Annotated in this window: 29 protein-coding genes; 20 read left to right on the top strand and 9 right to left on the bottom strand. The window is 43.1% G+C overall.

All coding sequences use genetic code 11. The annotated features are described in order from the left end of the window. The first annotated feature begins 14 nt into the window (after positions 1–14). The gene (locus FB592_RS02860) at positions 15–653 is read left to right on the top strand and encodes a class A sortase (protein WP_041850435.1); all 639 of its coding nucleotides are present in this window, start codon (positions 15–17) and stop codon (positions 651–653) included. Positions 654–777: 124 nt separating this feature from the next. On the opposite strand, the gene FB592_RS02855 is transcribed toward FB592_RS02860, so the two are convergent. Continuing rightward, complete coding sequence (locus FB592_RS02855; protein ID WP_003227794.1) at positions 778–1,188, bottom strand: YwpF-like family protein; 411 nt, start codon at positions 1,186–1,188, stop codon at positions 778–780. A 174-nt stretch (positions 1,189–1,362) separates the two neighbouring features. Between FB592_RS02855 and ywpG the strand changes: the two genes are divergently transcribed. The 4 genes from ywpG to ywpJ all read left to right on the top strand — a co-directional run bounded on the left by ywpG (position 1,363) and on the right by ywpJ (position 4,028). Next, positions 1,363–1,746: a DynA interaction protein YwpG gene (gene ywpG, locus FB592_RS02850; RefSeq protein WP_003227796.1), complete on the top strand. Its 384-nt coding sequence runs from the start codon at positions 1,363–1,365 to the stop codon at positions 1,744–1,746. Between the two features lie 76 nt (positions 1,747–1,822). Then, positions 1,823–2,164 (top strand): single-stranded DNA-binding protein SsbB, encoded by a 342-nt coding sequence (ssbB, locus tag FB592_RS02845; RefSeq protein ID WP_014478203.1) that lies wholly within the window; start codon positions 1,823–1,825, stop codon positions 2,162–2,164. A 224-nt stretch (positions 2,165–2,388) separates the two neighbouring features. Next, a complete protein-coding gene (gene glcR / locus FB592_RS02840) occupies positions 2,389–3,165 on the top strand; it encodes a transcriptional regulator GlcR (protein ID WP_003244075.1) in 777 nt (258 codons plus the stop codon). 5 nt (positions 3,166–3,170) lie between these two features. Then, entirely contained in the window at positions 3,171–4,028 is an 858-nt protein-coding gene (gene ywpJ, locus FB592_RS02835) for a phosphatase YwpJ (protein ID WP_141949256.1), read from the top strand. Positions 4,029–4,153: 125 nt separating this feature from the next. Here ywpJ and FB592_RS02825 read toward each other — a convergent pair whose 3' ends face one another. Both FB592_RS02825 and FB592_RS02820 read right to left on the bottom strand, forming a co-directional pair. Next, positions 4,154–6,922 (bottom strand): DEAD/DEAH box helicase, encoded by a 2,769-nt coding sequence (locus FB592_RS02825; protein WP_141949254.1) that lies wholly within the window; start codon positions 6,920–6,922, stop codon positions 4,154–4,156. Continuing rightward, positions 6,909–8,519, bottom strand: coding sequence for an SWIM zinc finger family protein (locus tag FB592_RS02820; RefSeq protein ID WP_141949253.1), 1,611 nt, complete (start codon positions 8,517–8,519; stop codon positions 6,909–6,911). Before FB592_RS02820 ends, FB592_RS02825 begins: the two co-directional genes overlap by 14 nt. A gap of 203 nt (positions 8,520–8,722) precedes the next feature. Between FB592_RS02820 and FB592_RS02815 the strand changes: the two genes are divergently transcribed. From FB592_RS02815 to FB592_RS02765, 11 genes are all read left to right on the top strand, one after another. Next, positions 8,723–8,866, top strand: coding sequence for a YwzD family small protein (locus tag FB592_RS02815; protein WP_003242876.1), 144 nt, complete (start codon positions 8,723–8,725; stop codon positions 8,864–8,866). 233 nt (positions 8,867–9,099) lie between these two features. Next, complete coding sequence (gene tkmA, locus FB592_RS02810) at positions 9,100–9,846, top strand: protein-tyrosine kinase activator TkmA (protein ID WP_003227811.1); 747 nt, start codon at positions 9,100–9,102, stop codon at positions 9,844–9,846. Then, positions 9,836–10,552, top strand: coding sequence for a tyrosine-protein kinase PtkA (gene ptkA / locus FB592_RS02805; RefSeq protein WP_038829857.1), 717 nt, complete (start codon positions 9,836–9,838; stop codon positions 10,550–10,552). Before tkmA ends, ptkA begins: the two co-directional genes overlap by 11 nt. A 48-nt stretch (positions 10,553–10,600) precedes the next feature. Next, a complete protein-coding gene (locus FB592_RS02800) occupies positions 10,601–11,365 on the top strand; it encodes a tyrosine-protein phosphatase (RefSeq protein ID WP_021480777.1) in 765 nt (254 codons plus the stop codon). Positions 11,366–11,559: 194 nt separating this feature from the next. Next, complete coding sequence (uglF, locus tag FB592_RS02795) at positions 11,560–12,882, top strand: UDP-glucose 6-dehydrogenase UglF (RefSeq protein WP_021480776.1); 1,323 nt, start codon at positions 11,560–11,562, stop codon at positions 12,880–12,882. A gap of 199 nt (positions 12,883–13,081) precedes the next feature. Further along, positions 13,082–13,867 carry a YwqG family protein gene (locus FB592_RS02790; RefSeq protein WP_003227819.1) on the top strand — a complete coding sequence of 262 codons (786 nt, stop codon included), beginning with the start codon at positions 13,082–13,084 and terminating at the stop codon, positions 13,865–13,867. A gap of 375 nt (positions 13,868–14,242) precedes the next feature. Beyond that, positions 14,243–14,665: a YwqH-like family protein gene (locus FB592_RS02785; RefSeq protein WP_010332155.1), complete on the top strand. Its 423-nt coding sequence runs from the start codon at positions 14,243–14,245 to the stop codon at positions 14,663–14,665. A 9-nt stretch (positions 14,666–14,674) separates the two neighbouring features. Beyond that, entirely contained in the window at positions 14,675–14,935 is a 261-nt protein-coding gene (locus FB592_RS02780; RefSeq protein ID WP_003221757.1) for a YwqI/YxiC family protein, read from the top strand. Between the two features lie 18 nt (positions 14,936–14,953). Then, positions 14,954–16,819, top strand: a complete 1,866-nt coding sequence (locus FB592_RS02775; protein WP_141949252.1) for a ribonuclease YeeF family protein — start codon at positions 14,954–14,956, stop codon at positions 16,817–16,819. 12 nt (positions 16,820–16,831) lie between these two features. After that, positions 16,832–17,185, top strand: coding sequence for a hypothetical protein (locus FB592_RS02770; protein WP_041850443.1), 354 nt, complete (start codon positions 16,832–16,834; stop codon positions 17,183–17,185). Positions 17,186–17,316: 131 nt separating this feature from the next. Then, positions 17,317–18,030 carry an endonuclease V gene (locus tag FB592_RS02765; RefSeq protein ID WP_141949251.1) on the top strand — a complete coding sequence of 238 codons (714 nt, stop codon included), beginning with the start codon at positions 17,317–17,319 and terminating at the stop codon, positions 18,028–18,030. A gap of 132 nt (positions 18,031–18,162) precedes the next feature. Here FB592_RS02765 and chrA read toward each other — a convergent pair whose 3' ends face one another. The 3 genes from chrA to chrS are packed head-to-tail and all read right to left on the bottom strand — an operon-like array spanning position 18,163 to position 19,779. Then, on the bottom strand, positions 18,163–18,699 hold the full coding sequence (chrA, locus tag FB592_RS02760; RefSeq protein WP_014665634.1) for a chromate resistance efflux protein ChrA: 537 nt from the start codon (positions 18,697–18,699) through the stop codon (positions 18,163–18,165). Next, positions 18,696–19,289, bottom strand: coding sequence for a chromate efflux transporter subunit ChrB (chrB, locus tag FB592_RS02755; RefSeq protein ID WP_015251064.1), 594 nt, complete (start codon positions 19,287–19,289; stop codon positions 18,696–18,698). Before chrB ends, chrA begins: the two co-directional genes overlap by 4 nt. Before the next feature lie 13 nt (positions 19,290–19,302). Next, positions 19,303–19,779 (bottom strand): chromate efflux transcriptional regulator ChrS, encoded by a 477-nt coding sequence (gene chrS, locus FB592_RS02750; RefSeq protein WP_014478181.1) that lies wholly within the window; start codon positions 19,777–19,779, stop codon positions 19,303–19,305. Positions 19,780–19,992: 213 nt separating this feature from the next. Here chrS and ggt point away from each other — a divergent pair, with 213 nt between their 5' ends. After that, positions 19,993–21,570 (top strand): gamma-glutamyltransferase, encoded by a 1,578-nt coding sequence (gene ggt, locus FB592_RS02745; protein ID WP_125121107.1) that lies wholly within the window; start codon positions 19,993–19,995, stop codon positions 21,568–21,570. A gap of 4 nt (positions 21,571–21,574) precedes the next feature. Here the strand turns inward: ggt and FB592_RS02740 are convergent, their stop codons facing one another. The 3 genes from FB592_RS02740 to FB592_RS02730 form a co-directional block, all read right to left on the bottom strand. Further along, entirely contained in the window at positions 21,575–21,910 is a 336-nt protein-coding gene (locus FB592_RS02740; RefSeq protein WP_125121108.1) for a DUF4181 domain-containing protein, read from the bottom strand. 177 nt (positions 21,911–22,087) lie between these two features. Then, positions 22,088–22,705 carry a flavin reductase family protein gene (locus FB592_RS02735; RefSeq protein ID WP_015714833.1) on the bottom strand — a complete coding sequence of 206 codons (618 nt, stop codon included), beginning with the start codon at positions 22,703–22,705 and terminating at the stop codon, positions 22,088–22,090. A 174-nt stretch (positions 22,706–22,879) separates the two neighbouring features. Beyond that, a complete protein-coding gene (locus FB592_RS02730) occupies positions 22,880–23,467 on the bottom strand; it encodes a CotG/ExsB N-terminal domain-containing protein (RefSeq protein ID WP_080009846.1) in 588 nt (195 codons plus the stop codon). Positions 23,468–23,608: 141 nt separating this feature from the next. Here FB592_RS02730 and cotH point away from each other — a divergent pair, with 141 nt between their 5' ends. The 3 genes from cotH (at position 23,609) to FB592_RS02715 (ending at position 26,741) form a co-directional block, all read left to right on the top strand. Further along, positions 23,609–24,697: a spore coat protein CotH gene (gene cotH / locus FB592_RS02725; protein ID WP_014478176.1), complete on the top strand. Its 1,089-nt coding sequence runs from the start codon at positions 23,609–23,611 to the stop codon at positions 24,695–24,697. Positions 24,698–24,825: 128 nt separating this feature from the next. Further along, positions 24,826–26,004 carry a spore coat protein CotH gene (locus FB592_RS02720; protein WP_077670996.1) on the top strand — a complete coding sequence of 393 codons (1,179 nt, stop codon included), beginning with the start codon at positions 24,826–24,828 and terminating at the stop codon, positions 26,002–26,004. Positions 26,005–26,063: 59 nt separating this feature from the next. Then, positions 26,064–26,741 (top strand): DUF2642 domain-containing protein, encoded by a 678-nt coding sequence (locus FB592_RS02715; RefSeq protein WP_064671505.1) that lies wholly within the window; start codon positions 26,064–26,066, stop codon positions 26,739–26,741. Positions 26,742–26,760 lie beyond the last annotated feature (19 nt).

The following is a 26,760-nucleotide window of genomic DNA, read 5'->3' as shown; positions in this document are numbered from 1 at the left end:
AAAGGGTTTTTTGCATGTACAAGAAAATGATCATTACGGTGTTCATCCTTTTCGGACTGCTGCTGATCTCTTCTCCTTATATCAAAGGTGGAATTATAGCTTATCTTAGCAAAAGCCAGAGTGAATCGGCCCTAACTGTGGAGCAGCTGAAAAAAAATAATGAGAGAGAAGCGGAATATGAATTTGATTCAATCGAGCCGCCTGAGTTGATGGATGCTGTAAAGGCCGGCTTTGATCACGATCAAAAAGCGGTTATCGGGCGGATAACAATTAAAAGTGTTGATCTGGAGCTTCCGATCGTAAAAGGCACAACCAATGAAAATCTTTTGATAGGGGCGGCAACAATGCGCCCGGATCAAAAAATGGGCGAGGGAAATTATCCGTTGGCGGGCCATCATTTGAAGCAAAAGAATCTCCTGTTCGGACCTCTGGAAAATATAAAAACAGGTGCCCAAATTGTCATCACGGATTTTAAAAAGGATTATATCTATTCTGTAACATCGAAAGACATCATATCGGAAATGGATGCAGATGTAATTGAGGAGACAAACAAAAAAGAGATTACGTTAATCACATGTGACAAGGCTGTCAAAACCGAAGGGCGCCTCGTTGTGAAAGGGGAATTGGTTGATTCTTTTGGCCATACAAATTAAATATGGAAAAGAAAAGCTGCCGTTCAAAACGGCAGCTTTTTTCATGCAGAACATATCTATTCTAAATGTCTATTGTGATGCTCTTCGGTTCTGAGTCTGTTTTGGGGAACATGCCCCCTCATATTTATAATTTTTGCTTAAATGCCTCAATGAGTTTTGTTCCTGTATAGCCCTCTTTTACAAGGGACTCGAGAATGGTTTCAGTGCCCTGCTGTTTTCTTGTGACCATTTGTCCGTAGAGTAAAACCTGAATGCTTTCTTCCAGCTTGACGATATTTTTCACTGCTGCTGTCAGCTGGGCGGGGCGATTGCTTTTTTTAGTGATCGTTACAAATACTTTGGCTTCAGATTGGCTGTTTTGAAGCTGTTCAAAAAAAGACAGATGTTCTTTCTGTACAAGCGCCTCAATCAGCCAGTGATTTTCACCGTCTTCTTTATTTATAATCAGTCCGTCAATAAGGGGAAACTGTTCAATTGATTGTTCTTCCTTGTCCACTCGTTCCACATTCAGGTCAACCAGTTTAAAGGTTTTCATTTCTTCTCACCCCGATTACTTCCAAAGTTTTCTTGCCTTCCATTATAACATAAACGTTTTCGAGGAAAAAATCCTGCAATGTTGGGGCTAAAGAATTTTGTATGAGCGAAACATTTAATAATTTCTATTTTTTCATTATACTGTAACTGACTATGGATTACGGAGAGATGTGGTATGAATCAATTTCGTTTAAAAGAAATTTATATTGACGGCGTTCCTTCTGAAAGTCATTTGATTCAAAAGGAAGTAACATATATGTTAAGCCGTAAAGAAGTGTTTGAGGTTCATCTGAACAAAAAAGGAAGAATAAGTTTTTTATACGAAACACAAGATGGCATGGAGCAGTATAAAATCAAGCTGTCAATGCCGGAAAAAAAATTGAGCTTTCAGTGGTTTGCGTGGGATGGCTCTTCCTATGTGCGCATGAATACGCAAAACTGGCTGACAAAGCAAATCTTTTTCCGTTTTTTAAAAAGTACATATTTCTTCAAAGGAAAAAAGCAAAAGATGTTTTTAGCTGAAGGAAAAATGAAAACGAAAGATAAAAACAGAGGCTGAAAGCCATTTTTAAGCGTTTTTCTTTTCTTGTTGCATCATTTACAATACATACAACCGCAAGGAGAGGAGGAATCGCATGTTCAATCAGGTCATGCTTGTCGGACGTCTTACAAAAGATCCTGATCTTCGCTACACTTCCGCCGGTGCGGCAGTTGCACATGTTACGCTCGCGGTGAACCGCAGCTTCAAGAATGCTTCAGGTGAAATCGAAGCTGATTACGTCAATTGCACACTTTGGAGAAAAACAGCTGAAAACACGGCGTTGTATTGCCAAAAAGGTTCTCTCGTCGGCGTAAGCGGACGGATTCAGACAAGAAGCTATGAAAACGCGGAAGGCGTTAACGTGTATGTAACAGAAGTGTTGGCTGACACTGTTCGTTTTATGGACCCTAAACCCCGGGAAAAAGCTGCTGATTGACACCCCCTGCTCCTCCCGTTATCTATCCATTCACTATTATCCAGATCTTCGCATCATCCCCTCAAAATTGACCAGTCGACCAGACTGGTTCTTTCTTTTTGTCCACTTAGGAAAAATTGGTTCTCTAGACGCATTTTTACTTAAAATCACTTATTAATATTGAATAAGATTAAATAAAAACTTATAATTACTTATAAATGATTGCTGAGAAAAGGAATGAGGGCGTGTACCAAGAAGAAAGATTAGTAGCGATTTTGGATTTTTTAAAACAGCATAACCGAATTACAACGGAGCAGATCTGTACGCTCCTGCAAGTGTCAAGGGATACAGCGCGACGAGATCTTGTGAAACTTGAGGAACAGAATGCCATCATCCGCACAAGAGGCGGCGCCATTTTGCCGACTGTGCATCAGAAAATTCAAAGCTATTCCGGCCGCCTGAAAACAGTGTCTGAGGAAAAAAATAAGATCGGCAGGCTTGCAGCATCGCTTATTCATGATGGTGACCGGGTGATTTTAGACGCCTCTACAACTGTTCAGGCATGTGCAAAGCATTTGAATGCGGTTGATTGTACGGTAATCACCAATTCGATTAATCTTGCGGATGTGCTGTCCGATAAAGAGGGAATTGAAATTTATCTGCTGGGAGGCAAGCTGGAAAAGGAGCACCGCTTTCTGTACGGGTCCTCTGTGATTGAAAAGCTCTCAAGCTACCATGTTGATAAAGCGCTGATTGGTGTGGTAGGTATTTCCGAACATGGCATTACAATTGCGCATGAAGAGGATGGCATGGTGAAGCGGAAAATGATACAGCAGGCAAAGCAGGTCATCGCGCTTGCAGATCATTCGAAGCTGGGCAGCACTAGTTTTTATCAGTATGCGGAGCTGAATGAAATCGACCTTTTGATTACAGACAGGCTGCCGAATCAGGCATTTTGTGACTTGCTTGACCGAAACGGCGTTGAGCTTCTCGTGACAGAGCAGGATGAAGGAAAGGACTGACAAACGTGAAATTAATTGCGATTGACTTAGATGGAACCTTACTCAACAGCAAGCATCAGGTAAGCTTGGAAAATGAAAACGCACTGCGGCAGGCGCAGCGGAACGGTATTGAGGTGGTGGTGTCAACTGGGCGCGCTCATTTTGATGTCATGTCAATCTTTGAACCGCTGGGGATCAAAACATGGGTCATCAGTGCGAACGGCGCCGTCATTCACAATCCCGAGGGCAGGCTTTATCATCACGAAACGATTGATACGAAACGGGCGTATGACATTCTCTCATGGCTTGAGTCGGAAAACTATTATTATGAGGTATTCACAGGTTCAGCGATTTATACGCCGCAAAACGGCAGAGAACTTCTTGATGTTGAGCTGGACAGATTCAGAAGCGCAAATCCGGAAGCGGATCTTTCTGTCCTTAAGCAGGCGGCCGAGGTGCAATACAGCCAATCGGGCTTTGCTTACATTAACTCCTTTCAAGAGCTGTTTGAAGCCGATCAGCCAATCGATTTTTATAATATTCTCGGCTTTTCTTTCTTCAAAGAAAAGCTTGAGGCAGGCTGGAAAAGATATGAGCATGCCGAAGATTTGACGCTTGTCAGTTCGGCTGAGCACAACTTTGAGCTTTCTTCCCGCAAAGCTTCCAAGGGGCAGGCGCTGAAGAGGCTTGCGGAACAGCTGAATATTCCGCTCGAGGAAACCGCGGCTGTAGGTGACAGTTTAAATGACAAATCGATGCTGGAGGCTGCGGGAAAAGGTGTAGCGATGGGCAATGCCCGGGAAGACATCAAATCGATAGCCGATGCTGTCACCTTAACCAATGACGAACATGGTGTCGCACATATGATGAAACATTTGCTGTAGGTATATGTGCTGCCACAAAAGCGCATCCTGTTGATAACCGGCGTAACGGATTTTTTGGAAATTCGGCGTGACGGCTATGAACGGAAAAAAGCTGGCTCTTTCAGAGCCAGCTTTTTTAGTCATGATTATTGCACTGTTGCGCTTAATGTAAACAGTTCTTCGAGCTCCTGTGTGGAAAGCTCGGTAATCCAGTTTTCACTTTGGATAATTTGATCGTTCAGGGTTTGCTTGGATTCAAGCATGACATCAATTTTTTCTTCGATTGTTCCTGTCGTAATCATTTTATGAACGTGGACAAAGCGCTCCTGGCCTATGCGGTATGCACGGTCAGTCGCTTGATTTTCAACCGCCGGGTTCCACCATCTGTCATAATGGATGACGTGATTGGCGGCGGTCAAATTAAGTCCGGTGCCTCCAGCTTTGAGTGAAAGAATCAGTGTCGGATATTCTTTCCTTTGAAATTTCTCAACGAGTGTATCCCGCTCTTGCTTGGAGAGACTCCCATTTAAAAATTGCACAGGTTCCCCGAACGTTTTTTCAAGCAGCCGCTTCATCATGTTCCCCATCTGAATGTATTGCGTGAAAATCAGGCAGCTTTCGTTTTGGGCGCGGATCGCTGTCATCAGTTCCAGCAATTTTTCGAGCTTGACTGATCTGCCGGCCAGCAGCTCGGTTTGCTCTTCCTTTAAATAAAGCGCGGGATGATCGCATATTTGCTTGAGCCGTCCAAGCATGCTGAGGATCAGCGCTTTTCGCTGCATGCCGGTCAGGGATGTCATATGGTCAAAAGTGTCTTTGACGAGCTGCTCATAAAGGGATGCCTGCTCGGCTGACAGCGGGATAAATTCTTTTTCTTCCAGCTTCTCAGGAAGATTAAGCGCGACCTCTTCATCCCGTTTCGTCCGGCGGAGAAGGAATGGCCGGATTAATTGCTGAAGCTGTCCGATTCTCTTTTCGTCCCGGTCTTTTTCGATCGGCAGCACATAGCGTTTATGGAAGCCGGTCAAACTGCCGAGGTAGCCTTTATTCATGAAGTCAAAAATAGACCACAGCTCCGTCAGTCGGTTTTCCATCGGCGTGCCGCTCAGCGCGATATGGTGAAGCCCCTTCAGCTTCCTGATTGCGCGTGATTGCTTCGTATGCGCGTTTTTAATATTTTGCGCTTCATCAAGGCAGATCGTGTTCCATGTCACAGAAGAAAGCTCTTCAGTATCGGCATGTGACAGACCGTATGAAGTGAGCACCACGTCTGCGTTTTCATAATGCGCGGCGAAATCATCACCCTTTGGCCGGCGCGGCCCATAATGGAGCGCGACAGACAGATCAGGGGCAAAGGTTTGAAGCTCCCGCTGCCAGTTGCCAAGTACGGATGTCGGCGCAATAATCAAATGAGGCTTTTTTTGCCGGCCTATTTCCTTCACGTGAAGGAAATAGGCGATCATTTGAATCGTTTTCCCAAGCCCCATATCGTCAGCCAGACAGGCGCCAAAACCGCTTTCCCGCAGAAACAGCAGCCAGTTCATGCCGTATTTCTGATAAGGGCGGAGCGTTCCTTTGAAAGAAGGACTGACTTCGTGCTCCGGCAGGTTTTCCGCGGCAGTGAGCTTTCGAATCAGTGACCTGAGCTGTTTAGACAGATCAAACTGAATGCCGGCGAAAGCGGATGTATCAATCAGATCCGAATCCTCAAGTCCGCCATCCTGCTGATCCATTAGCTCACGCGCCAGAATATCAGACATGTGGAGTCCCTCTGATTCTGCTTTTTCCATCAGGCGTTTCATCTGTTTGATAAACTGCGGATCGATTTTAACCCATTGCCCGCGGATATTAACAAGGCGCCTGTTGCTGGCGACAAGCTCATTAAATTCAGCCTCAGTCAGTTCAATTCCATTTGTCGCAAACCGCCAGTTGAAATCAAGCAGTGCATTCATGCCGACAAATGACTCGCCGCGCGGGGAGGACGACACCTTTGCTTTCAGCATCATGTTGCTGTCTCTGACAATCTGCCACCAGGACGGCAGGAGGATTTCTACCCCCATATCGACAAGCGTCTCACTTGCTTCTGACAGGAAGATCCAGGCTTCTTCCTCCGAGATCAGCGTTGTCCCGGAATCAAACGACAGCCACGGAACCGTTCTGTGAAAGCGGTCCTGCTCACGCGCGATTTTATCGCTGTACGCCTGCCACGATTTTTTGAGGCTCTTCAGTCCGTCAAAGAATTCTACAGCACCGCTCTTTTTATCGCGTAAAAACATCTCGATCTTCCATTCGTCTTCGTCAAAGTCCGGTTCATTTAAGCGTAAGCCGACAGTAAATGGAGATTGATCGTCAATCCAGCCAATGCCTTCCAGAAAATCCTCTTCATCAAGAAAATGGCCGCGGAATGTCGTAACCGCAGGCGATTTCTCCTTGATATGTTCCCATTTCTCCCGCAGGTCATCGTCGTACTGGATGTAATCCTGTACGGCAGCGGAAAACCATTCCGCAGTAAAGCCTTCCAGTATATTATCGCGGTCTTTCCAGCGAAAAACACCGTTTGTCCATGCGTCATAGTCAGGCATAAAATCGCCGTCCGCGATAAATTCATAGATGGTCGATGCCGCCTCGATCAGCGGCTCCGTTTCTTCTGTAAGCTGCACGGAGCTGAATGAGTTGAACGAGTTTTTGCCGAGAAGCTCTACAGTCATCCATGGAGATAGCAGGACAGCAGTCGTCCCGATGAAGCTGACATCCTCTAGAAAGGTTCCGTAAAATGAGGATTCATGCCATTGGAACAAATGCTTTTTCATATGGCTGTAGGGAAGAGGCTGCTCATTCTCATCAAAGGCTGAGAGCGTAAATGACCCATCTTCCATTTGTTCGACGTGGATGAGAATTTCTTTAAGACTCGCCATCAATCAACTTTCCTTTCTGCAGTTCTTCTTGAAGCGCACGCAGGCGCTTGTAATGCGAGCTCAGCAGCTGAATATACCGCTCCCACACCTTCTGCTTTTTCGCTTTTTTGTACAGGGTGCGCAATTTTTTCAAATACCGGGCGGCTTCCTTGTACGAGCTGCGGTTCTTCTGATCAATGAAAAAAGCCACTTCTCTATGGTAAGCCGGTATAAGCGCCTCAGGGTCGCTCGCTGCAATTTCCTTGAGCATCATTTTATCCATTTCATTGATGGAAAAGCCGACAAGGCTATGAATTTCAATCCACTCGGCATAGCGTTTTTTTTCATATAAATGATGGCTGTATTCTGTGAACGTATACGGCAGACAGCCCGCGGCAAAGCGTTCAAACAGCGCTTGATCATTGGTTTGCTTCACATAGGCATTCAACAGAAGGAACAGCTCGCCGATCACATCGCGAATCTCTTTAAACGGCTTATCCAGCTTCGTATAACCCATCGCAATTGGTTCAATTTGCTGGTACCATGTTTTAAGCCGTTTCCAGTCCTTCTTGGCAGTCATTTCACTCAGCCATTGGAACGTATAAGGGAGCGCTTCCGGCGGGAATTGATCCGCTTCCGCAAAAATAACGTCATCATTCTTTTGCAGGAATTCCAAATGCAGGCGCCCGAATTGCAATTCGGGAGAAAAACGCCGTCCAGCTTCTTTTTTCAATATCTCCTGTTCGCGTGCCACCCATTTTGGCCGCGACAGCAGCGCACTCCAAATTTCACCGAAGACGCGGATGCGTTCATATTGGAAAATTTCTTCTTTCAACAGCAAAGGTCGGATAACATCCGGTGTTTTATCCAAAAACGGATCAAGCGCAAAAGACAGCGCGTACGTTTTTAATTTATCAATAGAGCTGTAGATTGTATCCATCAGCTGTTCAACGTACGGATTGAGGGAATAAAAATCTTGTTCGGGGTTCAGCTTGCCCGCTTCAATCAATGTGAACATGCGAAGCCAAACCGCAATCGCGGTATGAATCTGGTACAGGCTTTTCAGCTCCGGCTTGTTCGGCGCATGTTTTTTTAATGCGGACAGGTAGCCGTAATAGAGGCCCTGCATGTTTTGGCTGCCTTCTGGCGTACGTGCCTGCCAGAGAGAAAACTCTGAATCAAAAAAAGCAAGCCAGCTTGAAAGCGATTCTTCATTAGGCAGCACCTTTTCCTGAAACTGGCGGCGGACGAGCTCTTTGCTTTCCTCAAGCTTTTCCCTCTCGAGCCAATACTCTGTAAAAGTACCCACTCGCTCGAACATTGCATATACATATAAAAACACAGCCAGCATATGGCGGCAGATTCTTCCGGACGGACATGAACAGCCGCTTTTGACTATGACAAACAAGTTCAATGTGACCCGCACAGGCACAACATCCTGCACGTAAGCCGTAACTTCCGTCGGACTCACTGCTTGTAAACGATAGACTGAATCCTGCCGATATAAAATAAGGGCTTTTTTAATCAGCTGAACATTTTCTTCATTGTAAGGAAGAAGTTCTTTTAACTGTTCAGCAGATGCCAGCACATCGTCTTTGGAAATCATATTCTGAAGCATGATTATCGCTCCTAACCGAGTCACGTAATAAAAAGATCCAATTTCTCTATTATATCGCAACACATCGGCCTTAAAAAGTTTTTCCTAAAAAAGGACATAAAAAATGGGATGTGTCGAATGATGTATTAGAGATTGCAAATTGATAACCAGCATCATATAATAATCGTGTTTTCAACTTAATGGAAGCTGAAAGGAATAAAAAGATGAGTGAAAAGAAATTGAATCAAGAAGAATTTCTGAAAATTTTGATGCATGCACATGAAATTGGTGAGCAGTCATCTGAGATGACGACGAAGGAAATGCTTGAAAATTTGATTTCTCATATTAAAAATGGATATGCAACATAAAAATCCCGCACGCCTTTAGCGGGATTTTTTTATGCGAGAGGACGTGACTGCCCGAATAAGAGAAAATGAGACAGCGCTGTCAACACAGTAAATATAGCGCTTACATAAAAAGTGCTAACATAACGCATTGTAAAAAAATGTCGAATTATGTCACGTGAAAAGCTGGAGAAATGCGGTTTCAACGTTGTATAATCGTAGATGGAAAAGGATGTTATAAGAGATTTGGAGGTATCATGGGAGAATCTACAAGCTTAAAAGAGATATTATCAACGTTAACAAAACGCATACTTTTGATTATGATTGTAACCGCGGCTGCCACTGCTGCCGGCGGACTCATTAGTTTCTTCGCACTTACACCCATCTATGAAAATTCAACTCAGATTCTGGTCAACCAATCGAAAAATGAACGAAAAGAAGTCCAATTTAACGATGTCCAAACCAATCTTCAGTTAATCAATACGTACAATGTCATCATTAAGAGCCCTGCCATCTTAGATGAAGTCATTAAAGAAATGGGCCTGTCGATGACATCCCAAGAACTGAATGACAAAATTACTGTATCCAGCGAACAGGACTCCCAAGTGGTCAACATATCAGTCAGGGATGAAAACGCGGAAACAGCGGCTCATATTGCCAATACTATAGCATCTGTTTTTCAAGACAAAATCACATCTATTATGAATGTTGACAATGTCAGCATTCTGTCAAAAGCCGAGGTTTCAGAACATCCGTCCCCTGTATCGCCAAAGCCGCTTCTAAACATTGCCATCGCGTTTGCGGCCGGATTGGCGGGAAGCATCGGACTGGCCTTCCTGCTTGAGCATTTGGATAATACGATCAAATCGGAAGAGCAGCTCGAATCCTTGCTGGACATACCTGTTTTAGGGACAGTTTCCACCATTGCGAATGAGCAGAAAACAGCAAAGACCTTACAGGGTTTCCAATCTGAAAAAACGGGGAGTGGACATTTTGGCGCTTAAAAAAAGCAGAGACTCGCGGATGCGGAGAAATGTCATTGCAATGACAGAGCCGAAATCCTTGAACTCTGAACAATATCGGACGATTCGCACGAATATAGAATTTGCTTCAGTGGACCGGCAAATGAAATCAGTCATGATTACATCGGCTTGTCCGGGGGAAGGAAAATCAACAACGGCCGCCAATCTGGCTGTCGTATTCGCCCAACAGGGAAAAAAAGTGCTCCTGATTGATGCTGATTTGCGAAAACCAACAGTACATACGGCCTTTTTTCTTGAAAATACGGTTGGCTTAACATCTGTTTTATTAAAGAAAAGCTCTATGGAGCAGGCTGTACAAGCATCGAATGAAAAACATCTTGACGTGCTGACGAGCGGCCCGATCCCGCCAAACCCGGCCGAGCTTCTCTCCTCGAAGTGGATGAAGGAGCTTGCATACGAAGCGTGTGCGGCATATGATATGGTCATTTTTGATACGCCGCCTATTCTTGCCGTAGCAGATGCACAGATTTTAGGCAACGTGGCAGACGGTTCTGTTCTGGTTATTTCAAGTGGGAAAACAGAAAAAGAACAAGCCGCAAAAGCGAAAGAGGCGCTTGAAACGTGCAAAAGCAAGCTCCTTGGGGCGATTATGAACGGCAAAAAGCTTTCGAAGCACTCTGAATACGGATATTACGGAAACAAGGACAATTTCATGCAAAATAAATAACGTGCATCGTGCCCGTTATTTATTTTTGCGAAAAAAGGGGGCTAGGACATGATCGATATTCACTGTCACATTCTTCCCGCATTGGATGACGGGGCAGGTGATTCGGCCGACAGCATAGAAATGGCAAGAGCCGCTGTTCGTCAGGGAATCCGGACGATCATTGCGACACCTCATCATAACAACGGTGTGTATAAAAACGAGCCAGCCGCAGTCAGAGAAGCAGCAAATCAGTTAAACAAACGTTTAATCAAAGAAGACATTCCTTTACATGTGCTTCCGGGACAGGAAATCAGAATCTACGGCGAGGTGGAACAAGACCTTGCCAAACAGCAGCTGCTTTCGCTGAATGATACAAAACACATCTTGATTGAGTTTCCGTTTGATCACGTTCCCCGATATGCGGAGCAGCTTTTTTATGATTTGCAGCTGAAAGGATATATTCCGGTTATCGCCCATCCTGAACGCAACAGGGAAATTCGCGAAAACCCGTCTTTGCTGTATCATCTTGTGGAAAAAGGAGCAGCATCTCAGATTACTTCAGGAAGTCTTGCGGGGACCTTCGGCAAGCAGCTGAAAGCATTTTCTCTCCGGCTGGTTGAAGCCAATTTGATCCATTTCGTAGCCTCAGATGCCCATAATGTGAAAACGAGAAATTTTCACACCCAAGAGGCTCTTTATGTTCTAGAGAAAGAATTCGGCTCGGAACTTCCTTATATGCTGACGGAAAATGCAGAGCTTCTCCTGCGGAATCAGACCATCTTCAGACAGCCTCCGCAACCGGTCAAAAGAAGAAAATTGTTTGGTCTTTTTTAACAGCCGATTCTCATTTCACCACTTTCTTTTTGAGAGCGATATAATAGTGTATTGTATGGTTGAATCACATTTCAGAAATCTGTACAGGCTGTACCCGACAGGCTATGCGGGAGATCATTCGCATTCATGATAGGATGTTCTCATACGATATTACGGAAGCTGCAAAGCAGCAATTTAACTGTTGGAGGGAAACAATGAATATAACAGTCATCGGAACAGGCTATGTCGGTCTTGTGACAGGTGTTTCTCTTTCTGAGATTGGACATCATGTAACCTGCATTGATATTGACGCTCACAAGATTGATGAAATGAGAAAGGGCATTTCCCCCATATTTGAACCAGGTCTTGAAGAGCTGATGAGAAAAAATACAGCTGATGGACGGCTGAACTTTGAAACGAGCTATGAGAAAGGCTTGGCACAGGCAGACATCATTTTTATAGCGGTCGGCACACCGCAGAAAAGCGACGGGCACGCCAATCTGGAGCAAATTACAGATGCGGCCAAACGCATCGCAAAGCATGTCAAACGAGATACAGTCGTGGTAACGAAAAGCACAGTGCCCGTTGGGACAAACGATTTGATTAATGGACTGATCACTGAACATCTAGCGGAGCCTGTCAGTATTTCGGTCGCATCCAATCCGGAATTTTTGCGTGAGGGGTCGGCGATCTATGATACCTTTCATGGTGACAGGATCGTGATCGGGACGGCCGATGAGAAAACAGCAAATACGCTGGAGGAGCTTTTCCGTCCGTTTCAAATCCCGATATACCAAACGGATATCAGAAGCGCCGAGATGATCAAATATGCCTCAAATGCTTTTCTGGCCACTAAGATCAGTTTTATAAACGAAATTTCGAATATATGTGAAAAGGTCGGCGCCGATATTGAAGCAGTCGCGTACGGGATGGGACAGGATAAGCGGATCGGGAGCCAGTTTTTGAAAGCGGGCATAGGCTACGGCGGCTCTTGTTTTCCAAAGGACACAAACGCCCTCGTGCAAATTGCCGGCAATGTCGAGCATGATTTTGAACTGCTGAAATCGGTTATCAAAGTCAACAACAATCAGCAGGCGATGCTGGTTGATAAAGCGCTGAACAGGCTCGGCGGGGTGACGGGAAAAACGATTGCCCTTTTAGGCCTGTCATTTAAACCGAATACCGACGATATGAGAGAAGCGCCGTCAATTGTTATTGCAGACCGTCTCGCTGCGCTCGACGCCCGTATTAGAGCCTACGATCCCATTGCAGTTAGCCATGCAAAGCATGTTCTCCCGCAAGCTGTTGAATATAAAGAGACGATCGAGGAAGCTGTCAAAGGGTCTGACGCCGTCATGATTTTAACCGACTGGGCTGACATTAAACAATTCCCGTTAGCGGCTTATCAGGATTTGATGGAAACGCCGCTCATATTTGACGGCAGAAACTGCTACACATTGGATGAAGCTGCGGCTTCAGAAGTGGAGTATTATTCTGTCGGTCGGAAGGCGGTTGTTCCGTCAGGTGCAATTCAATAGTTGTAAAAGAAAGGCTGGTTGCGCACCAGTCTTTTTTTCATCTATTGCGGGGTGCTGAATACATTTGCTACTATTTAACTATTGTTTGGAAAATTATACAGAAGTAGGGCTTCTTTAAACAATCGTTTGAAAAACATTAGAAGAAACGAAGAAAACCAGAAAATAAAACCTTGGAGATGCCGGAAAAGGAGAGAATCTGATGAATCATCTGCCCGAAAAAATGAGACCGTACCGCGACTTGCTGGAGAAATCAGCGAAAGAATACGTGAAACTGAATGTGAGAAAAGGGAAAACAGGACGATATGACAGCAAAATTGCCGGTGATCCCTATTTCCCCAAGCATGAAACATATCCGACTGACGAAAATGGACAGCCGATGAAGCTTCTGGCGCAGATTAATTTCTCGCACATTCCCCAGCTTGACGGCTACCCTTCTTCAGGTATCCTGCAGTTCTACATTTCTGTTCATGATGACGTCTATGGATTGAATTTTGACGATCGATGTGAACAAAAGAATTTCAGAGTGATCTATTTTGAAAATATCGTAGAAAACGATGACGAGCTTGTTTCTGATTTTTCATTTATTGGCACAGGCGAATGTGATTTTCCGATTTTATCAGAAGCGGCAGTCGAGCCTGTGAAATCTTCGGAATGGGTGCTGCCTACAGATTTTCAATTTGAGCAGTATACGGGCATGGAAACAATGGAGTTCTTTGGTCAGTTCGGCGAGGATGAAGAAGACATTTATAATGAACTGGCTGAAAACGGATTTGGCCATAAAATCGGCGGATACGCTTCTTTTACCCAGCATGATCCACGGGAATACGCATATAAAGAACACACCATCATGCTTTTACAAATTGATTCAGACGATGATATCGATTCAATGTGGGGAGACGTCGGCATCGCCAATTTTTTCATCACACCTGACGATCTAAGGAAAAAAGACTTTTCAAACGTTCTGTACAACTGGGACTGCAGCTAATACAAGCTTTTGATCCAAAGGGTCAGAAGCGGGGAATAATAGAAGCCAAAGACAAAATCAGACGTGATCGACCTGATGAACAATAAGCTCAGCACGGTAAGAGACAGGCCAACAAAATCTGTCTCTTTCAAGTGTCTTTTTAACTATGACTTTAGGTGATTTTATTTTATAAAACGTTTTCTTTAACTGTATAACGAACAAAAACAAGATCAAATACCTACATTTCAAGAGCGTTATATGCCTAAATTAAGCCATTTACCCTATTTAAGCCGCCTTCTGGCTATTTTAAAATATAATATATGGAAATAAAGTATGGAAAAGTCTATCTTCATCAGCCCCTCCATACGACTTTTTGAGTATTAAGAGGTGATTCAGATGGGTTATGAAAGTATGCTGGCGGATATCAAAAGTTCGCTCAACGGAAAAATTTCCGACGTGGAAGACAAGATCGAAAAACTGAAAAAAGCAAAAAAGGACATAGACACACTGCAAGAAGAGGCAATCACTGAAATCAAAGAAATTGTGAAACCTGAATTGGGCAAGCACTGGACGGGAACAAAAGCCGATGATTTCGACAAGGGAAGAGAAGAGGCGAAATCGGAAGCATCTAAGATTGTGAATGATAAATATAACGAGTATATGGCTTCGATTCAAAGCAAAATATTCTGGCTTGAGACAGAGAAATTTGAGCTGAATTTGACAAAAAGTGCAGCGAATGCCGCAGGCGACCTTCTTGCTAAAGGAGAAGATTTCGTAGAAGAAGCAGGAAGACAAATTAGTAAACTAAAATGGTGGTGATCTTTTTTTATGTCAGAAATTAAGCTGAAGTACGACACAGTCATCAAAACATTAGATTCTGTCAAAGATGCGCTTGCTGACGTATCAATCGGCGCCGCAGGATCCAACGGAAAAAACAGCCTCGATTATACGAAAAAATACCATGAGCGTGAGGAGAACATCAAAACCATGCTCGGAGATTACAAAAAAGCGGTACAGAAAAATATCGAGGATACAAAGGATAATGTAGATTCACTCAAAGAGCAGGACGAGGCGATAGCGGTAAAATAGAAAAGAAAGGGCAGTGCGATGAGCAAAGTATTTGAATCTAAATCTTTAATCGAAGAAGCGAAGAGCAGAAAAAAGCAATATGAGACGCTTGAGGAGCAGCTGAATACGCTGAAAAAAGCGTTTCAGGGAGTTGCAGATTTAGGCGATAATTTTAAAGGAAAAGGCGCGGACAATATTAAAGATTTTTTTCAGGGACAGGCGGAAATCGTAGACAGCTGGCTGACGCTTGTCTCTGCTCAAATTGCGTTTTTAAATGGCATTTCAGGAGATATTAAAGATCAAGAACTGAATGATTCATATGTGGAAACTTCTTTTTTGGATCATGAGCTGCCCAATGGAGACCTGAAAGCCTCAGAGATAGTCTCCGCCCATAAAGAAGAAATCGATTCTATTTTGTCAGGCATCAGCGATATTATTGACCTCGACATGTATACGCTTGACGACTATGCAGATAAGATGGGCGATGCCCAAAAAATCAGACGTGACACGATCACAGCTGTCGATAAGCTTGATGAATCCCTGACAACTGAATATCAAAATTTAGAATCTCTGGACAACGCAGTGCTCACCAAATATTCCGTTCTCATGCAGGCCACCAGCAATGGGAAGAGCGCTTCTCCTATGTACTATGACAAAAAAGCCTTCCACAGCAATGAAGTCTACAAAAGCGTCATTGAAGTAGAAAATCAAGGAACAACCTATATCGATGCAAAAACCCAGCAAGCAGAAGCAAGACGGCTCCAGGAAAAAGCCGAGGAAGAAGCAAACAAACCGTGGTACGAAAAAACATGGGATGGAGTTTGCAACTTTACTGGAGAAGTCACTGGCTATTATGATTATAAAAGAGCAACCGAAGGCGTTGATCCGGTTACCGGAGAAAAACTCTCCACCGCAGAGCGTGTGACAGCAGGAGCTATGGCCGCTGCCGGATTCATACCAGTCGTCGGCTGGGCAGGCCGGGCCTTCAAAGGCGGAAAAGCCATCTACAAAACCGGAAAAGCAGCTATCGCTGCTGAACACGCATTAGACGCCTACAAAACAGGCAAATCCTTAGACATTCTCAAAATGACAGAAATGGGCGCATACGGCCTTGTTGCGTCAAACGGATTCTCAGAAGCCGTCACAGGCCGGGATATGTTCGGAAACAAAGTGTCTGAGGAGAAGCGGAAGCAAGGGGCGCTCGAAGCGGCATTGAGCTTGGTTGGAGCCGGTGCATTGGCGAAACACATTGATAAAGGCATCCCGCTTGCAACCCATTCAAAAGTCCAAAAAGCAAACAAAACACTAGAGAAAGTAAAACAATTCAAAGTCCCAACAAACGTCCGCGTGTACGCAGAACGCCCTGTAACTCCGGATGGCTTTACATTCGGAATCCCGACAGTACGTGTCGATGTGGAAAAGACGGCTGTTAAGGACTTTGGGATTGTGAAGATGGTTAGTGATGGCGGTCGTAAGGGAAGCTCTCATAGTCCTAACATTTCTAAAAATCACGATAAAGTAGCGCACGATGGATATTATGGTCGTAAAGAATTTAGAACGATGCTTAATAATGCTTCGTTTACTCCGCATGGCCATAAACATGTTAAGGCTAAAACACCTGAAGAAGCAAAACGTTTTAGTATGACAGGTAAAAAAGCTGCTCAGTACTTACCAGATGTGAATAACAAAGCTTTAGAAAAAGAGGCACTTCTAAAAGGTCATATTATTGATAATGGAAATAACAACTATTATTTCATTTATGATGCAGGAAAAACAGTCGGTTATGATCTAGGTACACCAACAAGCTGGATTAGAGCGGAGTTTTCTGGTGGTGAATATCATGGTCATCCGATTGCTGGAAGTCGATTAGATAAGTATTTAAAACAACTTGGTATTGATAAGTAATAGGAGGCTTTTATGAGAAAGATAAAAAAAATGCCAGAAATAAGTTTACAACCCTTAAGGATTCCAAAAGGATGGACCATAAATCAAAACAGTTTTAGAGAAATTGATCCGAAAAACCTAGCACCAGAAGATGAAAAATGGTTGTTTTTTTCACAAGATTTAATGCAATTAACATACTCTCGTAAAAATTACTTACTTGATTTAGGTTGGTATCCAGATGCGGATGCTAATGGGTTTTATCAACTAGTTATGATGCAAAATGAGGATTGGGATCAACCCATATATGAATTTCAGACAAATAGCCATATAGAAATAGTTAAAAATATAGAATTTATATTAAACAAAGTTACGAATAATGAAATGTAGTTAAACATTTAATTAAAACTATTAATAAAGTTTGCAGAACCTGGAGTTGTGAGTTTTCAAACAATTTTCAAAGTAAAAATGAATACAAAGAAAAACAGACACTAGTTAACAGGAGGTAGGATTGATTTTAGATGCATGTTAAACAAATACATTCTTTCAACCTAAACAGAGAAGAATTTGTAAAAACACAACAATCCCTTATCCATAAAATCAACCTATCCACCTCCATCAACCTAGACTCCATCAACACCTGCGCAGGCGTCGATCTCGCCTATTGGGAGCAGAACGGAGAACCGTATGGGGTGTGCTGTATTATCGTAATTGACGCTGATACAAAAGAAGTCATTGAAAAAGTGCACAGCATGGGGAGAATCAGCGTGCCGTATGTTTCCGGTTTTCTTGCGTTTCGCGAGCTGCCCTTGATCATCGAGGCGGCGAAAAAGCTGGAGACGGAGCCGGATGTCTTCTTGTTTGATGGCAACGGATATCTGCATTACAATCATATGGGCGTTGCCACCCATGCGGCTTTTTTTCTGGGCAAGCCGACGATTGGGATTGCGAAAACCTATCTCAAAATCAAAGGCTATGATTTCGTGATGCCTGAAAATGAAGTCGGTGCATACACCGATATTCTCATTGACGGCGAGGTATATGGCCGGGCGCTGCGAACGCGGGGGGACGTGAAGCCTATTTTCTTGTCTTGCGGTAATTATATTGATTTAGATAGCAGCTATCAGATCACGATGAGCTTGATCAATCAAGAAAGCAGATTGCCGATCCCTGTCCGCCTGGCTGACCTTGAGACGCATGTTTTGCGAACGTTTTATCAGAAAAATCACATGTAAAACTTGCAGGCCGGGAGCTGCAAGTTTTTTCATTGACTCCTATATAAGGGCATTCTGTGAGAATGCGAGGAACCATATATCAAACGGCATTTCTGGGCCAAAATAAAAAAGCACCTGTCCAGGTGCTTTTTTCTATAAATGAGGAATCACCAGGCCCCCATATAAAAACGCCGCAATAATCAAAAATGCCGGATGCATTTTGAATTTTGTCATGGCAAGGAGGGAGATCCCCGCAATCACAATAGATTGGATCCAGCCGATCGCTTTGATGCCGTCTGCGCCGATTTGCCAGGTAAGAATGAGCATCATGACCGCGATGACAGGCTGGACGGACAGCGTCATGCCTTTGATGACAGGTGATTGGCGGAAGCGCTGGATGATGCGCAGCAGGACGATCAATGCGAGCGCCGACGGTACGACGGTTGCGATCAGGGCAATTAGGAAGCCGGGCCACCCGCCTGCGCTGTAGCCGACATACGCAGCGATTTTCGTGGCGATCGGGCCCGGCAATGCGTTCGCAAGTGCGAGCATATTTGAGAATTGATCGTTTGAGAGCCAGCTGTATCTGTTTACGACTTCTTCAAACATTAGCGGGATAGACGCTGGTCCGCCGCCATATCCCAGTAGGTTTGCGATAAAAAACGCCATAAATAAATAGATCGATATCATGAGGCTGACATTCCTTTATCTTTTGAATGTTTATTTGTGATTTTGTCTTTCAGTTTAAAATGAAACGCCCCGTACGCTAAGAAAATGATAATGACCAGGCCGGGATTAATCTGTAAAGTTTGCAGGCCGATAAAAGCGATGATAAAAAACAGGATGCCGGTAACCCAGCCGAAACCTTTAAGCGCTTTTTGGCCAAACTCGTACGCCATGATTCCGAGCATTACCGCAATTACCGGCGTGACGGCACCGATCATACCTGCAACAATTGCTGAATGGCTTAACACATTTACAGCCGCAAACAAGCCCACCATCGCAAGACATGTAGGCAGAATGTGGGCGAGGGTCGCCACAACTGCACCTAATGTGCCTTTTAGCTTAAAGCCCAGATAAGCAGCCATTTTGGTGGCAATCGGTCCGGGAAGCGCATTAGCGATTGCTAATATTTCTCCGAATTCATCATCGTCAATCCATTTATATTTATTGACCGCTTCATGGCGGATCAGCGGAATCACGGAAGGTCCGCCGCCGAACCCTAATATGCCGGTGCGAACCATTGCGGCCGTCATATCCCGATAAGGATGGTTTTTCATTCGTTTCTCTCCTTTACAGCTTCATTCCCATACGGCTTTTGTATCGTTTGATCAGCATCTGGCAATCAACACTGACGACGCCTCGCAATGGATACAGCCGTTTTGTTAAAAATTCTTCCATTTCTTGATCGTTGGCAAAGATCCCATGCATATGCAGCTTGCTCGGGCCTGTCATGTGATAAAGGCTGGTGACCGCAGGCTCTTCCTCAAGCTTAAGAGCGACCTCTTCTAAAAATTGCGGTTCTACCTCGACATTGAAAAACACGGAAACATGAATGCCGATTTTAGCGGGATTGATAACAGCGGTGAATTTTTCAATAACACCGGCTTCAATTAATTGGTTGATACGGGCCTGGACGGCGACCCGTGATAAATCGACTCTTTTGCCAAGATCCGTATAAGAAATTCTGCCTTCTTCATGCAAAATCGTGAGAATTTGTTTATCAGTCTCATCAAGTACAAGGTTGGGGATTTGATATTCATGACTCAATTGCTCCACCTGCTTTCGTAGCCTTTTAGCAATCATTTTATCATAAAAGTTACGTATCGAAATAATAATTTTTTATTTGTTTTCGAAATGAATGCGAAAATATCTTATTATTTGCGAAAAGAAGAAAGTTCGTCAGTTTTTCTGCCGGATCAGTAGATGTGAAAAATCAGGCTCCCTATACTGAAGAAAATTTCTTAAAAAAGGGGACTTGTGATGAACAAATCTGTCATCGGTACAAAGCAAATGGTCGTCAGTCCGCATTACCTCGCTTCTCAAGCCGGAAACCGCATACTGGATAAGGGAGGCAACGCGTTTGACGCCGCTGTTGCGGTGAGTGCTTGTCTTGCGGTTGTGTACCCGCATATGACCGGACTTGGCGGGGATTCCTTTTGGCTGATCTTTCACCAGGAAACAAAGGCAGTAAAAGTCTACAATGGCAGCGGCCGTTCAGGAAAAAACGTAACGAGAAATGTATATAAGGGAAAAAGCGCGATTCCGCTGCGGGGGATTGACAGTGCCATTACCGTGCCGGGAATGGTTGATAGCTGGGATGCGGTCCTGAAGGAGTACGGGCGTCTGTCTCTTGCAGATGTATTGGAGCCCGCACGCGATTATGCCCAAAATGGGTTTCCTGTATCAGCTGATCAGTGTCGTCACACAGAAAAGAATATTGAATTGCTGGCTTCCACGCCTTACACGGCTGACATCTTCACGAGAAGGGGCAATGCACCTGTCCCGGGAGAGCGGTTTGTGCAAAAAGAGCTTGCAGACAGTCTGAACTTGATTGCTGAAAAAGGAAGAAGCGCATTTTATGAAGGAGATCTCGCTCAGCGGATTGTCTCACATTTACAGAATAACGGCAGTTACATGACAATCGATGATTTTAAAGCGCATCGGGGTGAGTGGGCAGCGCCTGTATCAAGTGATTATCGAGGATACAGTGTGTATCAGGCGCCGCCGAATTCTCAGGGATTTACCGGTTTATTAACACTAAACATTTTGGAAAACTATGATTTCACCCAAATCGAGCACGGTTCATTTGAGTATTATCATGTGCTTGTGGAGGCGTTGAAAAAGAGTTTTGTAGATCGGAATGCCTTTTTGACTGACCCTGCGTTTGCTGACATTCCGCTTGAAAGGCTTTTAGATAAAAATTATGCGAAACGATTGGCGGGAGAAATCGGCTATCTGGCAGAACCGGCAGAAAGCAGGCCGGTGGGAAGTGATACGGCATATGCGGCCGTAATCGATGTGGATGGCAACGCAGTGTCATTCATTCAAAGCCTGTACTTTGAATTTGGCTCGGCAGTCACTGCCGGTGATACAGGCATATTACTGCAAAACCGCGGATCATTTTTCTCACTGGATGAAAATCATGTCAACAAGCTTGAACCGAGAAAGCGCACCTTCCATACGTTGATGCCGGCTATGGTCTGTAAAGGCGGAAAGCCAAAAATTCTGTACGGCACACAAGGCGGCGAAGGCCAGCCGCAGACCCAGACGGCCATCATTACCCGAATGCTGGACTACGGAATGCATCCACAACAGGCAATCAGCGAACCGCGCTGGGTATGGGGCAGAACGTGGGGAGAGGAATACGAAGGTCTCAGAGTCGAGGGCAGATTTACAGACAAAACAATCCAAAAACTGAAAGACAGCGGGCATCTCGTGGAGGTTGTCGGTGACTATGATCCGCTGATGGGACACGCGGCTGCAATCAAAGTTGATGAAGAAGGCTTTCTCCAAGGCGGAGCCGATCCTCGGGGAGACGGAGCGGCTGTGGGGATTTAAATAACTATAGGGTACAAATATAAATCAAAAGCATAAACATAAGGGAGACCTCTACAATGTGGTACATATACTGTTTATCTTCAGGTCTATAATGCCCCTCCATAAAAATTCGTATTGAGTCAATCACAATAAAAAATAAAAGAAGCAAATATTCAACTGGAAAAAAGGAGAGTGAAACCACAAACAAAATAAGTAAAGTGATTTCGATCCATTTGTGTGTATTGCTGACATGCTTATATCGCCAGCCGGATTTATCAATACCGTATTTTTTCTTTATAAAAAATTGAGAGGCGAGACTGATGGTAATAGCGATCAGCATTAAAATCCAAAAGTTTGTCATTCCAATTCCTCCTAATCTACCTTTATACGAAGAAAAAGGAAAAACGTTTCATAAAAGAACACCCCGAGCTTACTCTGGGTGTTCTTTTTTTTGATATTTTTTCAGTTATTTACAGGCGATATTTTGTAATCATAAGGTCTTTTTGACTAGTTTCTTCTATTTAAATAGTCCTTCTCTTCAGCTGGGACGAATCAGTGTGAATTCTTCCCCCAGCTTGGCATAGTGATTTCCCGCCAATCGTGAGGCAGGCTTTAATTCATCCGTTAAAATATATCCCTTTTCTGCATCATACACCTTTTCATCTAGGTGGAAGCAGACAACTCTTCCGATGAGCAGATCTGCTGTAGTGACGCCTTGATCATTGTCAAAGGTAATATGCCGCTCTAATTTGCACTCAAAGCGAACGCGGGCTTCCTTAATGCCGGGAACTGAAACAGCTTTGCTTTCAACAGGATGAAGCGAGGTGCGTGTAAGCTCGCTTTCATCCGGCCTTAAGCTTGCAGCTGTTTCATTGATATCTTCAATGATGGCTTCATCACTGACATGAACGACAAATTCTCCGTTCTCCACTGCGTTTCGTGCTGTATCTTTTTGGCGTCCTTCCGTCCTGTTAACAGAAATACTGAGAAGCGGAGGATCTGAGCTGACGACGTTATAAAAACTGAAAGGCGCGGCATTGACCGCTCCTCCTGAAGAAAGTGTTGTCACAAATGCAATGGGGCGGGGAATAACGGTACCTGACAATAGCTTGTATGTGTCTTTGGCACTAAGCTGATCAGCTTGAAATATGTACATAGCAACAAACCGCCTTTATCGTTAGGATACCTTGATTATAACGAAATGGTTTAAAGGAAACCAAATGATGCGGGTTGCATATGTTATGTCATGACATATATCTAATACAGGGCAAATAAAAAAATAGGCTTCCGTACCTCCGCCGGCAGCCTATTGAAACAATGAAAACTTAGATTATTTGTATTTCTTTTTGACTACCCAGCAATTGCCGTCTTTCCAGTATTCTTTTTTGCTGTCATAATCATCGTGTCTTTTGTAGTCGTCGCAGTGGTGGTGCGGTTTTTTGTAGTATTTCTTATGGGAACGATAAGATTTTTTGTGTGTACGGCATGATTTCTTATAGCTGCGAGATTTTTTCTTGTGAGAACAGTATGACTTTTTGTAGCTGCGAGATTTTTTGTAAGAACGGCAAGATTTTTTGTAGCTGCGAGATTTTTTGTAAGAACGGCAAGATTTTTTATAGCTGCGAGATTTTTTGTGAGAACGGTACGATTTTTTGTGGCTGCGTGATTTCTTGTGAGAGCAGTATGATTTTTTATGGCTGCGAGATTTTTTGTGAGAACAGAATGATTTTTTGTGACTGCGAGATTTTTTGTGAGAGCAGTATGATTTTTTATGGCTGCGAGATTTTTTGTGAGTGCGGTGCGACTTTTTATGACTGCGTTTTTTTCCATGAGGCTCTTGGTATAAATAATCCTTTAAACCTTCTTTTTTTGCGGATTTCACCGCTTCTTTGATGTCAGAATGGGAATAGTGGCCCAATTTGAAATCCTCCTTTTAAAAATGATGTTAAGGATGAAGATCCTTACTACCCTCATAGTACGCGCGGTTTTAAAAAGTGTATAAGTGTTCCGCTGAGATCTTATAAAAATAAAAGCCTAATATTTGTAAGGAGGATTATGGATGAAGAATCAATCCAATTTACCGCTTTATCAGCTGTTTGTTCATCCAAAAGATTTGCGTGAATTAAAGAAGGATATATGGGACGATGATCCGGTGCCAGCTGTGATGAAGGTAAATCAAAAAAGGCTGGATATTGATATCGCTTATCGGGGATCACATATCAGAGACTTCAAAAAGAAGTCATACCATATTTCCTTTTATCAGCCGAAAACATTCCGCGGCGCGCGAGAGATTCACTTAAATGCGGAGTATAAAGACCCTTCCTTGATGAGAAACAAATTGTCTCTGGATTTTTTCTCGGAGCTAGGGACACTGTCTCCAAAGGCAGAGTTTGTGTTTGTAAAAGTGAATGGGAAGAATGAAGGGGTTTATCTTGAACTTGAATCCGTAGATGAATATTATTTGGCGAAAAGGAAGCTGGCTGATGGCGCGATTTTTTACGCGGTGGATGATGATGCTAACTTTTCTCTGATGAGCGATTTGGAAAAGGAAACGAAGACGTCGCTGGAGCTTGGATATGAAAAGAAGACAGGGACTGTGGAAGATGATTTTTATTTACAGGATATGATTTTTAAAATTAATACTGTCCCTAAAGCTCAGTTTAAGTCAGAAGTGACAAAACACGTGGATGTCGATAAGTATTTGCGCTGGCTTGCCGGTATTGTATTCACCTCGAACTATGACGGGTTTGTCCACAACTACGCATTATACAGAAGCGGGGAAACCGGATTATTTGAGGTGATTCCTTGGGATTATGATGCGACCTGGGGCAGGGATATCCATGGAGAGCGGATGGCTGCCGATTATGTAAGAATTCAAGGATTTAATACACTAACCGCCCGGATATTGGATGAATCCGAGTTTCGCAAGTCCTACAAGCGCCTGTTAGAAAAAACGCTCCAATCTCTTTTTACGATAGAATATATGGAACCGAAAATCATGGCGATGTATGAGCGGATTAGGCCTTTTATCTTGATGGACCCATACAAAAAGAATGATGTTGAGCGTTTTGACCGTGAGCCGGATGTGATTTGTGAATATATTAAAAACCGTTCACAATACCTCAAAAATAATTTAAGTATTTTATGAATGTGTGAAAATAGGTATTTTGCTGAAAAAGCGACAATTAGGCTATTGAATTAGTTCAACAAATAAACGTGACACGTATATATGCAATATGTTTATCATCTATGTATAAGTGACTAGGAGGAACTTGAATGAGCAAGAGGAGAATGAAGTATCATTCAAATGATGAAATATCTTATTATAACTTTTTGCATTCAATGAAAGATAAAATTGTTACTGTATATCGTGGAGGTCCGGAATCTAAAAAAGGGAAATTAACTGCTGTAAAATCAGATTATATTGCTTTACAAGCTGAAAAAAAAATAATTTATTATCAGTTGGATCATGTGAAAAGTATTACTGAGGATACCAATAATAGCACCACAGCAATTGAGACTGAGGAAATGCCCGACGCTGACGATTTTCATAGCTTAATCGGACAATTCATGAACCAATCAGTTCAATTTAATCAAGGGGGTCCGGAATCTAAAAAAGGAAGATTGGTCTGGCTGGGAGATGATTACGCTGCGTTAAACACAAATGAGGATGGGGTAGTGTATTTTAATATCCATCACATAAAGAGTATAAGTAAACATGAGCCCGATTTGAAAATAGAAGGACAGACGCCATCAGGTGTCTTGGAAGCTGATGATTTAAGCGAGGTTTTTAAGAGTCTGACTCATAAATGGGTTTCAATTAATCGTGGAGGTCCGGAAGCCATTGAGGGTATCCTTGTAGATAATGCCGACGGCCATTATACTATAGTGAAAAATCAAGAGGTGCTTCGCATCTATTCTTATCACATAAAAAGCATCAGCTTAGGCCCAAAAGGGTCGTACAAAAAAGAGGATCAAAAGAATGAACAAAGCCAGGAAGACAATAATGATAAGGACAGCAATTCGTTCATTTCTTCAAAATCATATAGCTCATCAAAATCATCTAAACGATCACTAAAATCTTCAGATTATCAATCATCCAAATCTGGCCGTTCGTCACGTTCAAAAAGTTCATCAAAATCATCTAAACGATCACTAAAATCTTCGGATTATCAATCATCCAAATCTGGCCGTTCGTCACGTTCAAAAAGTTCATCAAAATCATCTAAACGATCTCCAAGATCATCAGATTATCAATCATCAAAATCATACAGCTCATCAGGTTCAAAGAGTTCATCAAAATCATCTAAACGATCACCAAGATCTTCAGATTATCAATCATCAAGATCACCAGGTTATTCAAGTTCAATAAAAAGTTCAGGAAAACAAAAGGAAGATTATAGCTATGAAACGATTGTCAGAACGATAGACTATCACTGGAAACGTAAATTTTAATAGATAATGGAGGAGCATCAGATTAAGTGATGCCCTTTTTCAGTTAAAGGAGGAGAATCGTGAAAGGTTTGAATCAATTCCTTAACACAGATGTTGAGGTTGTCATTTCAGGAGATACAAGGTTTGTCGGCACCCTCATAGATATCGGACAGGATATTTTTGTTATTTTTGATGGCTGCAATTATCTTTATATTCCCTTGTTGCATCTTCATCAAATGAAAAAGGCGAAAATAATGACCAGTACTGAGAAGCCATTTTTGATCAATCCGGAAGATCCAATGATAGAGGCAGAAACTCAAGCTTTTTCATATAGAAATACATTAAACAAGGTCAAAGGCCAGTTTATTGAAGTTTATGTAACTGGGGGTCGATCGATCCATGGGTATGTTACAAATGTTTTAAACGATTATATTGTATTTTTCTCACCTGTATTTAAAATACTTTTTATATCTATGCATCATTTAAAATGGTTTACCCCTTATTCAACTGAACAAACACCGTACACTCTTGACAACTCACAATTGCCTGTCGTGCCTTCCAAAGTTCCTCTTGTGCGTAATTTTGAGGAGCAGATCAAAAAAAATATTGGTGAATTGGTCATATTTGATATGGGAGAGGTGCCAGAAAAAGTTGGTCTATTAAAGGATGTCTCTAATAATATCATTGAGCTTATTAACGCAAATGGAGAGCCAATCATTTGGAAGTTAAATCATCTAAAGACAATGCATCTTCCCTAGTGTATGCAAAACTGCCCTC

The organism is Bacillus sp. SJZ110 (assembly GCF_006715455.1).
Taxonomy (GTDB): Bacteria; Bacillota; Bacilli; order Bacillales; family Bacillaceae; genus Bacillus; species Bacillus subtilis.
Note: the sequence above shows the minus strand (reverse complement) of the source record. Positions and strands in the feature narration are given on the sequence as shown.

What these genes read in the sequence shown, in the direction of transcription:
- cotH (WP_014478176.1), top strand. Translation starts at nt 23,609, where the DNA reads ATGAAGAATCAATCCAATTTACCGCTTTATCAGCTGTTTGTTCATCCA.
- FB592_RS02720 (WP_077670996.1), top strand. Translation starts at nt 24,826, where the DNA reads ATGAGCAAGAGGAGAATGAAGTATCATTCAAATGATGAAATATCTTAT.
- FB592_RS02735 (WP_015714833.1), bottom strand. Translation starts at nt 22,705, where the DNA reads ATGTACATATTTCAAGCTGATCAGCTTAGTGCCAAAGACACATACAAG.
- FB592_RS02775 (WP_141949252.1), top strand. Translation starts at nt 14,954, where the DNA reads ATGAGCAAAGTATTTGAATCTAAATCTTTAATCGAAGAAGCGAAGAGC.
- uglF (WP_021480776.1), top strand. Translation starts at nt 11,560, where the DNA reads ATGAATATAACAGTCATCGGAACAGGCTATGTCGGTCTTGTGACAGGT.
- FB592_RS02785 (WP_010332155.1), top strand. Translation starts at nt 14,243, where the DNA reads ATGGGTTATGAAAGTATGCTGGCGGATATCAAAAGTTCGCTCAACGGA.
- FB592_RS02800 (WP_021480777.1), top strand. Translation starts at nt 10,601, where the DNA reads ATGATCGATATTCACTGTCACATTCTTCCCGCATTGGATGACGGGGCA.
- FB592_RS02765 (WP_141949251.1), top strand. Translation starts at nt 17,317, where the DNA reads ATGCATGTTAAACAAATACATTCTTTCAACCTAAACAGAGAAGAATTT.
- chrA (WP_014665634.1), bottom strand. Translation starts at nt 18,699, where the DNA reads ATGATATCGATCTATTTATTTATGGCGTTTTTTATCGCAAACCTACTG.
- FB592_RS02855 (WP_003227794.1), bottom strand. Translation starts at nt 1,188, where the DNA reads ATGAAAACCTTTAAACTGGTTGACCTGAATGTGGAACGAGTGGACAAG.
- ywpG (WP_003227796.1), top strand. Translation starts at nt 1,363, where the DNA reads ATGAATCAATTTCGTTTAAAAGAAATTTATATTGACGGCGTTCCTTCT.
- ssbB (WP_014478203.1), top strand. Translation starts at nt 1,823, where the DNA reads ATGTTCAATCAGGTCATGCTTGTCGGACGTCTTACAAAAGATCCTGAT.
- FB592_RS02860 (WP_041850435.1), top strand. Translation starts at nt 15, where the DNA reads ATGTACAAGAAAATGATCATTACGGTGTTCATCCTTTTCGGACTGCTG.
- ggt (WP_125121107.1), top strand. Translation starts at nt 19,993, where the DNA reads ATGAACAAATCTGTCATCGGTACAAAGCAAATGGTCGTCAGTCCGCAT.
- tkmA (WP_003227811.1), top strand. Translation starts at nt 9,100, where the DNA reads ATGGGAGAATCTACAAGCTTAAAAGAGATATTATCAACGTTAACAAAA.
- FB592_RS02790 (WP_003227819.1), top strand. Translation starts at nt 13,082, where the DNA reads ATGAATCATCTGCCCGAAAAAATGAGACCGTACCGCGACTTGCTGGAG.
- FB592_RS02820 (WP_141949253.1), bottom strand. Translation starts at nt 8,519, where the DNA reads ATGCTTCAGAATATGATTTCCAAAGACGATGTGCTGGCATCTGCTGAA.
- FB592_RS02815 (WP_003242876.1), top strand. Translation starts at nt 8,723, where the DNA reads ATGAGTGAAAAGAAATTGAATCAAGAAGAATTTCTGAAAATTTTGATG.
- FB592_RS02780 (WP_003221757.1), top strand. Translation starts at nt 14,675, where the DNA reads ATGTCAGAAATTAAGCTGAAGTACGACACAGTCATCAAAACATTAGAT.
- FB592_RS02825 (WP_141949254.1), bottom strand. Translation starts at nt 6,922, where the DNA reads ATGGCGAGTCTTAAAGAAATTCTCATCCACGTCGAACAAATGGAAGAT.
- chrB (WP_015251064.1), bottom strand. Translation starts at nt 19,289, where the DNA reads ATGAAAAACCATCCTTATCGGGATATGACGGCCGCAATGGTTCGCACC.
- FB592_RS02770 (WP_041850443.1), top strand. Translation starts at nt 16,832, where the DNA reads ATGAGAAAGATAAAAAAAATGCCAGAAATAAGTTTACAACCCTTAAGG.
- FB592_RS02740 (WP_125121108.1), bottom strand. Translation starts at nt 21,910, where the DNA reads ATGACAAACTTTTGGATTTTAATGCTGATCGCTATTACCATCAGTCTC.